A 14,883-nucleotide genomic window follows, 5' to 3' on the forward strand; every position below is an offset into this window, starting at 1 on the left:
AAGGAGGGATATTGATGAGTGTACAGTATGGTTTTTATATTAACCAAAGCAGATGCAGCGGCTGTCATGCCTGTCAGACCAGTTGCAATGATAAAAATGATCTGGAACCAGGCCGCCTTTTCCGGCGCATCAAGGAAACCGACGGCGGGGAATTTACCCCTTCTAATCAAGGATACGCTCACAATGCCTATGCTTTTTTTACATCCATCTCCTGCAATCATTGTGAGCATCCGAAATGCACGGAAGCTTGCCCCAGCGGTGCAATGCACAAGGATTCGGAAACCGGTATTGTCTCTGTGAATCAAAACCGCTGTATCGGCTGCCGCTATTGCACATGGGCTTGCCCCTATGGCGCACCCCAATACAACAAAGAAGCCGGCCGGATGTCCAAATGTGACTTCTGCGCAGATTTGCTCAGTCAAGGTGAGACTCCCGTATGTGTGGCCGCCTGTCCCTATGAAGCTCTTGATTACGGCCCCATTGAAGAATTGCGGGCGAAGTACGGCACACTGGCCGATTCTCCGGATTTACCCTCATCAGATGAGACCCACCCTAATATAGTCCTCAAACCTCATAAGAGATAATACATCGATCATAGGAGGGATTACTATGCATTCATGGCCTTTATATCTGTTCACCTTGGCTATTCAATCCGCTGTGGGCGGCTGCATCATGCTTATGCTTTATAATATCCTGCTTAAAAAAGTGCTCGCCAAAGATACCTTGCAAAAAGCCAACCTAAAAAGCTTAACTGCCTTGACTGTTCTTTCCGTTCTCGGCCTTGGTTTCTCATTTTTCGATATTGGCTATCCTCTCCATGCCGTCAACGCCATAACCAATCTTGGCGCTTCTTGGTTAAGCCGTGAAATCCTGTTTACCGTCTTGTTTATTGCCCTGGTCTCTGTCGCATTAGCAGCTAACTGGAAAACACAGCACCTTTCCCAAGCCCTGCTGGCCGCTGCCGGCATCGCCGGACTGGCTGTAATCTTTGCTATGGGGTCCCTCTATAGCCATACGATTTTTGAGCCCTGGAACAGCTTCAATACCCTAATCGGTTTCTATGGTTCCACCATCATCTTAGGGGCTGTGCTGATTAACCTCATCTTTTTCCCAGTATTTAAAAACACCCGCGGCTCCTTTGAGGCGATCAAGCTGCCCACCTTGCTGGCTGTTTTAGCCGCCTTCATTATTCAGTTCGCTTTCATAGCAGCTTTAGGGTCAAGCCTCGCCACTCTCAATCCCGCCATGTCCTTAGTCCGTTGGTTCTGTTCAGCCTTGGCAGCTCTCTTGCTGGTCTACTTATATTTTAAAGACCCCAAAAAATCCGAGCTGCTTTACATCTCTTTCGGGCTCCTGTTGGTTGGTGAATTGATCGGCAGATACTTATTCTATCTTCCCTTAAGCTAATCTCACCCTTTAGCTTGCGCTCATAGGCGGCGCACCAAAAGAAGGAACTGTCCGGCCTCTCAGCCAGGACAGTTCCTTTTGTTATCAACTATAGGCAATACCGGCTGGAATTAACCCAGCCTCACTTGGATTTGAATTTATACCCAACTCCCCATACAGTCAATATGTATTGGGGCTTTGCCGGATCAGCTTCGATCTTCTCGCGGATGCGGCGAATAAATACCGTAACCGTATTGGTATCTCCCTCAAAATCCAGACCCCAGATTCTATCCAGCAACTGCTCCCGGGTAAAGACCTGCCCCCGGTTTTTGGCCAAAAAAGCCAGGACCTCAAATTCCTTGGCGGTCAGCTCCACCTGTTCACCACCGGAGTAAACCTCATATTCATTTAAGCGCATCTCTAAATCACCGACTTTTAAGACTTCATCACTGTTATTTGGTTCATCTTCCAGGCGATGGGGTCTGCGCAGCAAGGCCTTAATCCGAAAATCCAGTTCCATGGAACTGAAGGGCTTAACAAGATAGTCGTCTCCCCCCATTTTAAAGCCAATCCCTTTATCGACAATATCCCCTTTGGCCGATAGAAAAATAATGGGCACATCGCTGAAGGAACGGATTTTCTCACACACGGCAAACCCATCCAGTCCCGGCAGCATAACGTCCAGAATCAGCAGATCAGGGGATTCTCCGGCAAAAACTTCAAGGGCCTCCAGGCCATTATCCACATAACAAAACTGATAGCCATTTTCCCGTACGATATATTCAACAGCCTTTTGAATGCTTCTCTCATCATCGACCAGCATGATCTTCATTCTGCATCTCCCCTTTGTGGTCTTTCAATGGGCAGCAGCACTATGAAAGTGCTGCCCTTATTCAAATCGCTTTCTACGGAAATAACCCCGCCATGGAGCTCGGTAAGTTCTTTAGCCAAGGCTAATCCCAATCCGCTGCCGTTATATTGCCTTGAGGAGGATGAATCCACCTGAATAAACTTTTCAAAGATATGCGCTTGATTTTCTTTGGAAATCCCTATCCCGTCATCCTGAACCGTGATCTTAACATAGTGCGGATCCTCTGCCAAAGAGGCCTGAATATTCACTTTGCCGCCCAAAGGCGTAAATTTAATGGCATTCCCCGCTAAATTCTCGATGATCCTGCGCACCTTCTCATAATCTCCTTGAATGAGGGGTACGCCCCGTTCGACTCTGGCCGTCAGGTGAATATCATTGCGCTGGGCTAAAGGCCGAATCACGCATTCCACATTATTAATGACATCCACTAAGTCCACCGTCTCTATGGACAGAGAATTCCTGCCGGTTTCCAGGCGTGCCAGATCCAGGATGTTATTGATCATGTGGAGCAATACTTCGCTGTTCTCTTTGATTTCACAAAGGATTTGTTCTTCCGAGGAATCTTCAAACCGTTTCTTTTTCAGGAGGATCTCCGCAAAGATGATGATAGCCGTCAAGGGCGTTCTTAACTCATGGCTGACCATCGCCAAGAAATCGGCTTTATACTGACTGTCTTCTTTTAAGAGGGTGTTGACCTTTTCCAGCTGTATTTGCTTGATTTGCAGCTGTTCATTAGCTTTCCCCAGCTCAGAGGTCCGCAGCTCCACTTTATGTTCTAAATCAGAATACAGCTCTTTCAATTGTTTGGCCATGTTGTTAAAATGGTCTGCTAAGCCTTCGATTTCCTCCGCCGCCCTGAAGTTTTGCAGATCAACGTTCAAATCTCCTTCGCCAACCTGCTTTACCGCAGTTTCCAGATGCTCTATAGGCTTGGTTACCCGTTTGGTCACAAAATAGTAAATGGCTAAAACACAACCGATGATCAGTAAAGTAAAGGTCATGCATTGCCAAAACATGTTAAAAACAAGGGCCTGATCCTGAATGGTTGTGGGCATGGTAATGCTGATCGCACCGGCTAAGTCACCGATCTTCATGCCCTCTTTAGCATAACCGGAAATATCCATTTCTCCCGCCGGTTCACCATGGCATTCCAGACAGGTTTCATCAATGCGCATGGGGGTGACATAGCAGAAATAGCGCTGTCCCTCTTCCTTGACCAATTCCCAATAGGAATCTATTGCGGTATCATTCGCAAACTTTTCTAATACCCTTTTTTCAAAAGGATCAGGTTCATTCAAAGGATTACGGGGATTTGTATTCACATACCGGATCTTATAGCCGTTTTTTTCAGCAAAAATGACGCCGATACTCATTCCTGCAGTAGAGCAGTTGAGTCCTTTAAAATCAAAGTCGCCTTTGGCACTGGTATTGATCCTGTGTTGATTGATGGATAAAAATTCCCAAGTAGAATCCAATTGTTGGGTCAGGGCCAGACCCTTTTCCTTCAGTTCGTTAACCGCTTGCTTTTGTTGAATTTGAAATACCAGCACTATGTTGATGCTCATCAAAATAAACACAATGATCACCGTAGGAATAATGAGCTGATATTTTAGTTTTTTGACTTTCAATAAAACACCCCTGTCTATCTTAACATTAAAGCTTGCGCTATAAAACACTAATAAGAAAAAACTCTCCTTGAAAAACACCGATACCACCTGTAAAAGGCAGCATCGGTGTTTTTTTCACGCCAGCTGTATCAGCAGCAAAGCCATCAAGTTCAGTCCATGTTTTGGGTGCTGACAATTTTTCTGACACTGTCCGGCGAAAGATAATATTGGGCCGCAATATCCTCAATCCGGCTTCCCACCCGGTACAGTCTCATAATACTTTGATTTCTTTCCCGTAAAGCAGCTTTGGTTCCGTTCATTTCCCCCCAACCGGTCTTATGGGATGTTTTGCGGGGAATGTAAAGAGTTTGCCCTTGTATATATTTTTGAATTTCGTCAATAAGCTTCTCCGGCAATATATTTTTAGCATTCTGATACTCCATAAATCTCCTCCTGAAAATAGGTTCAAAAAATGCGGCATAGGACATGGCCTGTCCTCAGCAGTGCTCAGGAAACAACGACCATGCCTCTACACCCGAATATTTATTTAGAGGTTTGCCACCTCATAAATATCCTTGATCAATTTAACCATCCCCTTTCAGCAGAGATTGTAGATCCGGACTACAAGTTTATTTTAGAGGCTGCCCGATTTAAAAGCAATGGAAAGAATAATTATAATCCTAAAGAAGTTCCTTGGCGAAAAACTCTATCTGCCGATCCACAAATCCATCCGGCGATTCATGCCCATATTCCGGATAGATCAGCAGTTTCTTTTCTCCACAGATCCCCTTATACAGCCAATAGACGGTGGCAGGCGGGCAGACCGTATCCTTTAGGCCCATAGATACCAGGCAGGCAGTTTTTTTCCCCAGCCAGGGAGCAAAGTGAACCCCATCAAAATAGTCCAGAGTGGTAAAGATCCCTTCCTCTCGTTGGTGTTCCGGGTCATGAAGTTGAAAATACCAAGCAAGCTCCTCCAGGGGTCCACCCTTTTGCAGCTGGTAGCTGCTGCGGAAATCGGCCAGAAAGGGCATTGCTGCACTCACTGCCTTCACCCCGCCCTTTAGGTTGACTTCCTGCCCCAGAGCGTTGATCACCCCTCCTGCTATGACCGCTAATCCTCCCCCCTGGCTTTTGCCCATACAGCCGATGCGCTTTTCATCCACCTCCGGCTGATTAGCCAGAGCTTCCACGGCCCGGACTCCATCCAGATAAACCTGGCGGAGGTAATGAGTATGAGGGGATTCCAGGCCCAAAGTCAACCATCCGGAAAAAGCTCCCGAGGGATAGACTCTGGTATCCGGTGTTTCCCCGCACTGGCCCCGGACATCCAGGGCCAGGACAGCATATCCTTGCAAGGCCCACAAGAGGAGTTCTGAGAGCTGACCCCGGTTGCCGGAATACCCATGAAAGCGCACCAGGCCGGGCAAGGCCTCCTGGGGGTCAATGGCTCTGGGGCGCATATAATAACCCTTAAGTTTTGTTCGATCTCCGGATAGCACGGTGGCTGAGAAGACTTCCACCTTGGACAAGGGATAAGCGATTGCTTCAAGCTCCAGGCGAGCCTTGGTTTGGGCATCCCTTCTCAGGCTCTCCAGCCAGAATTCCTTAAAGTCTTCAGGCGGCACTCCTCGATAAGGGATGGTTTCTAATTGCTGTATGGCATCTTGAATTATTGTCATTGGCCTTCACCTCTACCAACTTAGTCTTAACCCACTCTAGTATTTCTATATTTCTTTAAAAAAGCCTCCAGAAGACAATGAAGGAGTGACCCACTTTTAGATGGCTCACTCCTTCATTATCTTCCCTTTTTATCTTTGGGTAAATTGCTGCATGCTGGATTCAAGCTCTTCAGCCAGAGCCGCCAGTTCCTGACTGGCCCCGGCGATCTGATCCATGGCTGCCGTCTGCTCCTGCACCGATGCGGATACTTCCTGGGTGCTTGCTGCACTTTCCTCAGAAATAGCGGAAAGGCTCTGAATCATGTTCATAATGGACTGATTCTTATCGGCTATCCCATCTGTGGAGTTGCTGATAATCTCCGTATATCCCTGGATTCTGTCGATAGCTTCGGCAATGCCGGCGAATTTGGTCTCGGTGGCCGAGACGCTTTCCGACTGAATCTTGACCACTGAATCCATTTCGCCCATCTTGACCACCGCTTCCCGGGTCTTAAGGGTCAATACTTTAGTGATGTTTTCGATCTCTGTAGTAAAGCGATTGGATTCTTCCGCCAACTTGCGAATCTCCTCAGCCACCACCGCGAAGCCCCGCCCCTGTTCACCTGCTCTGGCCGCTTCAATAGCGGCATTAAGGGCCAAGAGATTGGTTTGGGCGGCGATCTCCTTGATCTTCAAGCTGGCTTCCACAATATTTTTAGCGCTTTCATTGGTTTCCAGAATGGTCTCCTGAACCTCTTGGGCGCTCTTCCCATTTTGATCAGTAATTTTAATCAGATCCGCCAGAATCATGGTTCCTTCATCTTTAAGTTGTTCCACTCGATCCGTTGCCTGGCGCAGATCCTCCACCTTCTTTTGATCCTCTGCCACTAAATGTCCCAGGACATCCATTTGAGCGACACCGTTTTGAATCTCATTGGCTTGGTCGCTGGCCCCGAGGGCAATTCCTTCGATGGTTTTGGCAATTTCCATGGCTGCGGTGGAAGATTCCTGGCTGATATTCCCTAAGAAGGCTGCTGAATCAGCCAGTTTCTCCGAGGAAAGGGCCAGCCCTGCCACCAGGTCGCGAATATTATGAATCACCCCCTGGAAGGCTCGGGAGAGACCTCCCACTTCATCCTTACGGTTCATGAAGTGTTCGGGGATATTCTCGGATACATTGAGATGTTCAACGATCCCGATCAGCTTTTGGATAGGCTGAGAAATCCGGTTGGAGCTCATAAACCAGATAGCGATTAAAAGGATAAGATTAAACACCATAAGTACAGATTGAATCACCTTTAAGGCTTTAACTTTGGCGGCGGAGAATCCTTCAGCAGCTGCCACCGCTGCATTGGTGGTGGCAAAATAAGACTCGCTTTCCTGAACAAGAGCGGTCATATCCCCACTGCGCCGGGCTGATTCGATGGTACCCTTTAAGGACTGCCATTCACTTTTCACCTTGTTCATCTCTTGGATGAAAACCTCATCGCTAGCCTTGGGCAGGCCTAAGCTCTCGTCACCTTGAATTAACCCTTCGATAATGCCATCCAATTTTTGAATAAGCTCATCGTTAGGCTGCTTTGCCATCTCCAGCTTGATGAGTCTCTGGGTTGCCCCCCTAACTACTCCCGCCGTATTAATGACAGCGCCATCCTGCTGCATTTTTTCTAATTGGTAAAAGACAACCACTGTGCTGGTAACAGAAAAAAGCAATAAAAGTACTACGATGGCTCTTAGTGTGGATCGTATCGTCACCCGACATCCCCAGCCTTTCAACTCCAAAATCCCTGCTATGTAGAAAGTATTATCTCATATCATATCAAACAATTTTTGATTTTCCTATCATTATTTTATAATTATTATAGTTGCTATCTACTAAAAGTCTTCTCAGGAATTAGCCTTCCTCCAATAAGAATATTTACAAAAATCATCCTTGTTCAGCACACATCTTTCCCCTTGATACATCAAAAAAATGTGTCCCAACTTGGGACACACGCTCCATTAGTCTGACGCTGCAACTATGTCGTTAACAAACTGCCAATACATATCGCTGCTGCCGGTATGATTGCTTGTAAAAGCTATGATCAGCTCTAATTCCGGTATTACAAAAATGTACTGCCCTCCATGCCCCTGAGCAAAAAAGGTGTCATATTGTTCTTCTCCAAATGTACGTACCCACCATTGGTATCCGTAATCAGCAGTTCCTGATGACCGTTTGAATTGAAGTCTTGTGGATTCCTCAACCCACTCTCTGGAAATAATTTGCTGTTCTCCCCAAAGCCCTCCGTGATAATACAGCAAACCAAACTTCACCATATCATAAACCGTCATGGAGAAACCATTGCCACCGTCTGAAATACCCTGTGAATCCATATTGCATTGAACGCTATCCATACCAATTAAATCGAACAAGAATTCCTTTCCAAATTCATAGGCAGTTTTTCCCGTTGCTTTTTGAAGTATAGCCGCCAGCAAATGAGTATTTCCGGTAGAATAGCTGAATACGGTACCCGGTGTTGACGTGAGCGGACGATTCAGCACAAAATTCACCCAGTTCTCCGAATTCCGCCATTCACGCCAGTATTCGGTATCGCTGCTATCAAAACCTGAAGTATTGGTAAGCAAATGCCCCAGGGTAATCTGTTTCAAGCGGTTGTCATCAGACTCAAGAATTTGCGGGAAGTACTCTGCTATTGGAACGTCCACACTCTCAATATATCCTTTGTCTATAGCAATGCCGATCAGCGCACTCGTCACGCTTTTCGAGCAGGAATGCAGCAAAAACAAACTTGCCTTATCATAACCATCCTTGTAGTACTCATCAACTATGTGTCCATCTTTGAAAATAACGGAGGCTAGAATCTGAGTAGTGTCATATGTGGCATGAAGTGACTCCAACGTATCACCGTTTAGGCCGTGATCCTCGGGAGCGCCATATTGCCATTCCCAAACCAAGACATCCCGCTGCTCTGGGTTTTGTTGCTCCCTTTCTTCCATGACCGTTCCTTGCTCCGGCTCAGCAATCCTTCCACAGCCGGTCAGGTAAACAGATCCAATCAGCATTGCCATCAATAGCAGTATTTTTGATTTCATTTTATGCTCACTCCATATTCCAGACAGTCAGCGTTCATTTAAGGATTCCCATATCCTCATCTCAATCACAAAATCAACGCAGGTAGAAAAGCCGCAGGACTTCAAAATCCTGCGGCAAATCTTCAAAACTGAAATTATCCTCATTGAACCCAAGGCTTTACCCCAAGTCTTTGCTTAAATCTTAGTAACGGCTGCGTGGTGTGAAGCAATCGCGGCAATAAACCGGTTTGTCACCACTGGGTTGGAAAGGAACCATGGTATCTACGCCGCAGGAAGCACAGACTGCTGGATACATTTGGCGTTCCTGACGTTGATAGCCGCCACCATTGCCGCCACGGGATTGTTGCTTTCTTGCCGCACGGCAGGAAGGGCAACGGCCAGGCTCATTGGTGAAGCCTTTTTCTGCGTAGAATTCTTGCTCGGACACGGAGAATACAAACTCAGCGCCACAATCTTTACAAGTGATTACTTTTTCTTGATACATAATAAAAAAACCTCCGATAGTTTAATTGCCGCTACTTAAAAGGAATTTTCATCACTTCCCAGCGCTTTAGGCAACACAAGAAGGTTCTTACAAAATCCAATATTAATTTAACGGGCATATTTACTATACCAGCAATTGGGTGATAAGTCAAATAGATCTCGCTTTTATTTATCTTTCTTATTTTTTCGGGACAGGGACAACCCTCCAAAACCGCTGATCACGGCAATATAAAAGCCAAAATCATACCACCAGCCGGTGTTAAACACTTCATAGACCCTGACCGTCTCACTGAATATCCCCATAATCAGGGAAAGGGGCGCAATCCAGCCATGCCAGACACCGGACAAAAAACCGGCCGGCTTATCAAAATCATAGGAACCATCCCCTGGAATGCATCCTGTCAGGATAAACAGCATCAGGACCAGGGCTAACCCAGAAAACACCATGCTCTTTCTCATTTTCATTCTCCTCCCCCCCTAGAGCCCAATTATCGTGAACGTCGGCCCGCTAACTTTTCAAGTTCCCCAATTCTTGCTATGATAAAAGACAGTACTGTGGACTGTCACCACATTGAAGCGAAAGGATGCCGAAGATGCCCAAAAGTGTTCTCCTTAACGACGGCCTGGCGGACAAATATGCCGGCCTATTGAAATGCCCTATCTGCCATAACTCCATGGCGCTCATTAATAAGAAGAGTTTAATCTGCCGGGATAAGCATTGTTTTGATTTGGCCAAACAAGGCTATGTCAACTTATTATCCCATGGAATTAAGACCAAATACAATAAGCAATTGTTCGAAGCACGGAAACTTCTTGCCCAAAGCGGCTTTTTTGAGCCTCTGAACCAGCTGCTTTGTACCTTGATCGGCAACCTTATGAACAACTCAGAAGGGAAGGCTCAAGGCCCTTTCCTAAACATTGTGGATGCCGGCTGCGGCGAAGGATCTCATCTGGCCACCATCCAACAAAAACTCTTGCAGAGCAAGGGAATACAGCCCTTAGGAGTGGGGATGGACCTTGCCAAAGAAGGGATTCAAATGGCGGCCCGGGATTACGGGAGCATCTTTTGGTGTGTAGCGGATCTGGCTCAATGCCCTTTTGGCGATCAGCAGTTCAATGTGCTTTTGAATATTTTATCCCCTGCCAATTACTCCGAGTTCGCGAGAATCCTCACCGATGATGGGCTGATCATCAAGGTCGTTCCAGAAAAGGACTATCTCAAAGAATTACGGGAAATTCTTTACGAAGAAACGGCAAAACAGGATTACTCCAATGCCAAAACCAGAGAACTTTTTGAAAACCATCTGCAACTCTGTAAGCTGATGCCCCTTCGCTACTCTGTGACTTTGGACCAACCGCTGATCGGGCACCTGGTCCAGATGACCCCGCTCACCTGGGGGGCTGAAGAGACTCGGATCGCAAAAGTTCTTAAGCTGGAGTCACTTGAGATTACTATCGACTTGACCATTATGGTGGGACAAAAAAGGGAGGAACGATCATGAAAAAGGATGCAACTCGCATTAAACTAAGCAAAGAGCAAAAAGAAGAGATGGCTTCCGCCATCCAAAGATACTTTCTGCAGGAACGGGATGAAGAAATAGGAGCTTTGGCTTCCAGCCTCATGCTGGATTTTATCATTAAAGAATTGGCCCCGGAATTCTACAATCAAGGAGTCTCCGATTCCTACCAATTTATGAATGAGCGGACCGAAGACTTGTTCTCTTTGCAAATTTATCGCTGAACTAACCCGCTTTCATAACCCCGCCTCTGCGGGGGTGATCCCCCACTGGAGAAGGTCCTGCTCACTGATTGGACACCCAGGTAAATTCTCCGCTGTCCCCATCCACGACCTCCATATCCGGGGGAATACGGACTAATATCCCTTTCTCTCCGAAAGTCATGCTGCCGCCCCCAATATAGTTACTCTGTTTCTCCTCTTTGAATTGCCATACAGGGAAACTGTCACTATACATTTTAAACTCGAAGCTCTGCTTAACAGGATCTCCAATCTTCAGGACACCTGCTTCCCATGTTATTTGGGGAGGAGCGACCAATTTCGTGAAGTCGATAGGTTTAAAAGTATCGGTTCTGGCATAATGAGGCGCCACATAAGTGCTGACCTCGATAAGCCCGTCGGCATTCTTTTTACGTTCCAAAAAGATTCGCCCATACCCTGTGCTCCCTGCAGTTTGGATTCTCAACTGAGGGGTGTCCGCCGCGTAGGTCTGCCGGCTGTTCTCCACAAGCCCTGCTTGCCTTTCTAAAGGCTCATTCTCAAAAATATGGTATCGACCGCCATCCTCCGACCAATCGGCAGGAGCTTCGGCCAACATCCCCTGAGCCTGAGCATTACGGGATTGAAAGAATTCCCCTTGATCGAGAAAGAGGGCCAGAGGAATGGAAACTACAAGCAAAGCGAGATAAGCACCGGCAATCAGGAGATTGGTCTTCCAGCGATAAACGCGGCGCAGCCTGGGCCGCACAAATTTAGCCAGAAGGTAAATCAAGCCTATGATCAAAAACAAGAAGATAATGTTGGTGAATAAGAGTTTGGTCATCGTTTTGCCTCCATCCCCTTAGTAATCAGCATACTGGACCCGAAAAAAAGAACCGCTGTGCAGAATACTTTCAGGACAAAGACCCCCAGCGAAGTTTCCGCCGCATAAAATTCCAGGACCTTCCCCAAATTGAAATCAAAAATCCTCACGGTTCCAAAGCCGAAAGCAAAAAAACAGATCCACAGGATAATTCCCAACCCTTTACTGTGCAGACTGAAGCTCTGAATCAAATACACGGTGGCCGCCACAAGAATAAAGTAAAGCGTGGCAACGAATATCCCCAGCAGCAGATCCTGAGGTATGATCTGCAGCCCCCCAAAGAGAAACTCCCCTTCCTTCAGAGTTGCTGAGAGGATCAGACGGTGGATGATCACCGCCAGGGTGCTGGTTACTCCCGCATAAACAGCATAGGTAACCAGCAGCAGGATATTCGAGGCGTGACTGACCAGCCGATTATTGACCACTGAAAACTCCATACTTCGATAAGGCTGAGAACCCAGCAAGGAAGCCACTACCATCAGCCACAAAAGAGAGAAGATCAATAAAATATCTCCTGTATACGTTCGCACCGCAATACTTATGAGATCGCTGTTCGAAGACATGCCGCTGCTTGAACCCAGGGATAAGAGTATAGCAAGCAGCTGCACAATTATCAAAGAATAGATGAGTCCGGAATGCCCTTTCAGTTTGTATCCATATTGCTTGAGAATCACTTGGGACAAGGTACTGGGTCCCGTTTTAACCTCGTTTATAGACATCATCTATTCCTCCCTTCCTTGGTGCAGTGAGAGTGTTGCATAGATCATCCAAACTTACCGGAAGGATTTCAACACCGCTGGAGCGGATATTCTCAAAATCCTCCGGAAGCTCCTCGGCCTTGATCATCAAATAGAGGCTTCCTTTAGCAAACTCCTCCCGATGGAGGATGGCTTCCTCACTCAGCCTGTTCAGCAGATTCTCCTGCAGGGCTTGAGCGCTCCCCCGAAAACCCAGGGCATACTGCTTCAGATCCAGAATCGGCTTATGCATCAGCAGGCCCCCTTGATTAAGGAGGAGAATATCTTCCAGAATATCCTCCAGCTCCCCAAGCAAATGGCTGGAGAGAATAATGGTTCTTGGCTGCTCCAGGTAATCCTTGAGCAAGACCCTATAGAAATCCTTACGCACTGCTGAATCCATACCTGTGGTAGGCTCATCCAGAAGAGTGAGGGGACACCGGGCGGCAATACCCAGTATGGCATTAAAGGTACTTTTGCTCCCTTTGGATAAATTGCCGTGCCGCTGCTGAGGGTTAAGCAGAAAATACTCCAACAAGCCCTGGGCTATTTGACCATTCCAATTAGGATAAAAGACAGCCACTTCCCTCAGGATATCCTGCAAAGTAAAAGAATCGGGAAAAGCCATGGTATCATCCACGAGAAAAACTTTCCCGGCGACATCCAGATTATCAAAGGGGTTTTGGGCAAACACCCTCAGCTTGCCTTGGGTAGGCTTAAGATGACCGGCTATCATCTTTAATAACGTGGTCTTTCCCGTGCCATTTCTGCCAATCAAGCCGGTGATGGTGTTCTCTTCGATGGCAAAGGATACATTCTCCAGAGCCTGAACTTTGCCATATCTTTTATAAAGCTCATATCCCACGACGACACTCATTGTTTTTCCTCCTCTTCCCCGCCTGCTTCACGGTCTCTATCATCTGCCTCCTGATAAGCAAGCTCAATCATCTCTAAAAGTTCTGTCTTTCCCACTCCCAGGCGCACCGCCTCATCCACCAGGTCCCTGATCATCTGCCCGAGGATTTGGTTTTTGCGTTTCTGCAGGATATAAGATTTAGCATGGGGGGATACAAACATTCCCAGTCCCCGTTTTTTATAGACAATCTCTTCATCGGCGAGGAGATTAAGGCCTTTCGCTGCCGTAGCCGGATTAATCGTAAAGATCTCCGCCAATTGATACTGAGAATAGATGCGTTCATCTTCGGTAAGGTTGCCTTTTAAGATCTCTGCCTCAAGCCACTCAGCGATTTGAATATAGATAGGCTTAATACTATCTGAATTTAAAATAATCGCCCTCACCTCCAGAACTCATGTACCATAGCACATCAGTCATGTAATGTACTATGGCTATAGTATATGAGATATAGCTTATTTTGTAAATACCGGGATTAAGATTGCTATCCATAAAAAGCAAGAACTTGCCAAGCAAGGGAAAAGGATTTACTCCTAAACATGTCGAAATAATTATAATAACTGTCAGCTGATGGGAAGGTGATACCCTTGAAAAAAATGCTCCTGGCCACATTAATTGGCATATCGATAATCTTGACAGGCTGCAATGGAAGTAAAGATGTGGATTCTCCGATTGGAGCAACATCACCCACTCATTCTTCTACTCTGAGTCAAGAAGAAGCCCTCCGGGTCCTCTATCAGGAACTCTTAGCCAAAACGGAACACACTGTAGCCTTTTTGAAAGAAGCCAGAGTCGGCAATCATACAATTTACGCTTTTCAGCACATGGTCAATGGCAGAGCTCCGACCATTGCTTTCGTTCATAGCAAGACCGGCAAAGTTTATTATGATAGTGTCGAATTGCTTTTGGATATTTTTATTAATAGTGAGGATAAAGAGCCCTACAAAGCGGCCAACTATATTAATAAAGACATTTATTATCTGGAGATGAAATCAGTAAACGATCCGGAACCAACAACCTGGAGCACCTATGTCTTCAACGAAGATGCTTATACCAGTGCCGAAGCGGCTAAAAAGGCCGTTGTTAAGGTATACGCGGAGAATCACCCCACCTTAAGCCTCCTGGGCAAGCCTCTGGCTGAAGTCGAGAAAATCACCAAAGTTGAATCCCTGAAAGCGCCTGTAGAGACTAAAGGCGGGGAACCCGCCGAGGTCACTCAGATTAGTCTTGACAATATTCTAATTCTCTTTGATGAAGATTCCATTTCCTCAGAGATCTTCCTTGAGGGTCAGCAGGAAATCTTAGGCGTAAAAATCGGTGAACCCTTTAACGAAATCAGCGATAAGCTGGGCATGCCCGATAGCTTCGGCCAAGATCCGGAGTTCGAGAATATCTATACCATGCGTTACCTTTTTGATGGTTTTCAAATCGAGTTCTATGGCGAGAACAAGGACGCCAATACTGTAAGCGCTCTGATTAAAAAACGGATTTAACTTAACTGCGGGCTCTCCGGCCCGCAGTTTTTTATTGAATTA

At 46.5% G+C, this 14,883-nt stretch carries 17 protein-coding genes; 5 read left to right on the plus strand and 12 right to left on the minus strand.

The genetic code is table 11. From position 1 onward, the window contains the following. Nucleotides 1-14 precede the first annotated feature (14 nt). Nucleotides 15-584 (plus strand): DMSO/selenate family reductase complex B subunit, encoded by a 570-nt coding sequence (locus tag DESLBE_RS15145; RefSeq protein WP_144677443.1) that lies wholly within the window; start codon nucleotides 15-17, stop codon nucleotides 582-584. Nucleotides 585-609: 25 nt separating this feature from the next. Then, nucleotides 610-1,407: a DmsC/YnfH family molybdoenzyme membrane anchor subunit gene (locus DESLBE_RS15150; protein WP_144677444.1), complete on the plus strand. Its 798-nt coding sequence runs from the start codon at nucleotides 610-612 to the stop codon at nucleotides 1,405-1,407. Between the two features lie 121 nt (nucleotides 1,408-1,528). Here DESLBE_RS15150 and DESLBE_RS15155 read toward each other — a convergent pair whose 3' ends face one another. The 8 genes from DESLBE_RS15155 to DESLBE_RS15190 all read right to left on the minus strand — a co-directional run bounded on the left by DESLBE_RS15155 (nucleotide 1,529) and on the right by DESLBE_RS15190 (nucleotide 9,566). After that, nucleotides 1,529-2,218 carry a response regulator transcription factor gene (locus DESLBE_RS15155; protein ID WP_144677445.1) on the minus strand — a complete coding sequence of 230 codons (690 nt, stop codon included), beginning with the start codon at nucleotides 2,216-2,218 and terminating at the stop codon, nucleotides 1,529-1,531. Beyond that, nucleotides 2,215-3,885, minus strand: coding sequence for a DUF3365 domain-containing protein (locus DESLBE_RS15160; protein WP_026184226.1), 1,671 nt, complete (start codon nucleotides 3,883-3,885; stop codon nucleotides 2,215-2,217). The genes DESLBE_RS15155 and DESLBE_RS15160 overlap by 4 nt, the downstream gene beginning before the upstream one ends. 149 nt (nucleotides 3,886-4,034) lie before the next feature. Continuing rightward, nucleotides 4,035-4,307 carry a CD3324 family protein gene (locus tag DESLBE_RS15165; RefSeq protein WP_015942661.1) on the minus strand — a complete coding sequence of 91 codons (273 nt, stop codon included), beginning with the start codon at nucleotides 4,305-4,307 and terminating at the stop codon, nucleotides 4,035-4,037. Nucleotides 4,308-4,544: 237 nt separating this feature from the next. Then, a complete protein-coding gene (locus tag DESLBE_RS15170) occupies nucleotides 4,545-5,546 on the minus strand; it encodes an acetylxylan esterase (RefSeq protein ID WP_144677447.1) in 1,002 nt (333 codons plus the stop codon). A 129-nt stretch (nucleotides 5,547-5,675) separates the two neighbouring features. Further along, nucleotides 5,676-7,307, minus strand: coding sequence for a methyl-accepting chemotaxis protein (locus DESLBE_RS15175; protein WP_018306049.1), 1,632 nt, complete (start codon nucleotides 7,305-7,307; stop codon nucleotides 5,676-5,678). 219 nt (nucleotides 7,308-7,526) lie between these two features. Then, complete coding sequence (locus DESLBE_RS15180; RefSeq protein WP_144677448.1) at nucleotides 7,527-8,618, minus strand: serine hydrolase; 1,092 nt, start codon at nucleotides 8,616-8,618, stop codon at nucleotides 7,527-7,529. A gap of 181 nt (nucleotides 8,619-8,799) precedes the next feature. Then, a complete protein-coding gene (locus tag DESLBE_RS15185) occupies nucleotides 8,800-9,102 on the minus strand; it encodes a zinc-ribbon domain containing protein (RefSeq protein ID WP_072771171.1) in 303 nt (100 codons plus the stop codon). 164 nt (nucleotides 9,103-9,266) lie between these two features. After that, complete coding sequence (locus DESLBE_RS15190; protein ID WP_144677449.1) at nucleotides 9,267-9,566, minus strand: hypothetical protein; 300 nt, start codon at nucleotides 9,564-9,566, stop codon at nucleotides 9,267-9,269. A 128-nt stretch (nucleotides 9,567-9,694) separates the two neighbouring features. Here DESLBE_RS15190 and DESLBE_RS15195 point away from each other — a divergent pair, with 128 nt between their 5' ends. After that, nucleotides 9,695-10,603: a putative RNA methyltransferase gene (locus DESLBE_RS15195; protein WP_144677450.1), complete on the plus strand. Its 909-nt coding sequence runs from the start codon at nucleotides 9,695-9,697 to the stop codon at nucleotides 10,601-10,603. Beyond that, on the plus strand, nucleotides 10,600-10,842 hold the full coding sequence (locus tag DESLBE_RS15200; protein ID WP_005810437.1) for a DUF2164 domain-containing protein: 243 nt from the start codon (nucleotides 10,600-10,602) through the stop codon (nucleotides 10,840-10,842). The genes DESLBE_RS15195 and DESLBE_RS15200 overlap by 4 nt, the downstream gene beginning before the upstream one ends. A gap of 61 nt (nucleotides 10,843-10,903) precedes the next feature. Here the strand turns inward: DESLBE_RS15200 and DESLBE_RS15205 are convergent, their stop codons facing one another. Genes DESLBE_RS15205 through DESLBE_RS15220 form a run of 4 tightly spaced genes read right to left on the minus strand, consistent with a single transcriptional unit; the run spans nucleotide 10,904 to nucleotide 13,734 of the window. Continuing rightward, a complete protein-coding gene (locus tag DESLBE_RS15205) occupies nucleotides 10,904-11,659 on the minus strand; it encodes a hypothetical protein (RefSeq protein ID WP_144677451.1) in 756 nt (251 codons plus the stop codon). Next, nucleotides 11,656-12,420, minus strand: coding sequence for a hypothetical protein (locus DESLBE_RS15210; protein ID WP_144677452.1), 765 nt, complete (start codon nucleotides 12,418-12,420; stop codon nucleotides 11,656-11,658). Before DESLBE_RS15210 ends, DESLBE_RS15205 begins: the two co-directional genes overlap by 4 nt. Next, entirely contained in the window at nucleotides 12,398-13,312 is a 915-nt protein-coding gene (locus tag DESLBE_RS15215) for an ABC transporter ATP-binding protein (RefSeq protein ID WP_144677453.1), read from the minus strand. Before DESLBE_RS15215 ends, DESLBE_RS15210 begins: the two co-directional genes overlap by 23 nt. Then, entirely contained in the window at nucleotides 13,309-13,734 is a 426-nt protein-coding gene (locus tag DESLBE_RS15220) for a GntR family transcriptional regulator (RefSeq protein WP_015942653.1), read from the minus strand. The genes DESLBE_RS15215 and DESLBE_RS15220 overlap by 4 nt, the downstream gene beginning before the upstream one ends. Nucleotides 13,735-13,935: 201 nt before the next feature. On the opposite strand from DESLBE_RS15220, the gene DESLBE_RS15225 reads away from it, so the two are divergent. Next, nucleotides 13,936-14,841 carry a hypothetical protein gene (locus DESLBE_RS15225; RefSeq protein WP_015942652.1) on the plus strand — a complete coding sequence of 302 codons (906 nt, stop codon included), beginning with the start codon at nucleotides 13,936-13,938 and terminating at the stop codon, nucleotides 14,839-14,841. Nucleotides 14,842-14,883: the final 42 nt, after the last annotated feature.

Origin of the sequence: Desulfitobacterium sp. LBE (assembly GCF_007830365.1) — a bacterium.
Classification (GTDB): Bacteria; Bacillota; Desulfitobacteriia; order Desulfitobacteriales; family Desulfitobacteriaceae; genus Desulfitobacterium; species Desulfitobacterium hafniense.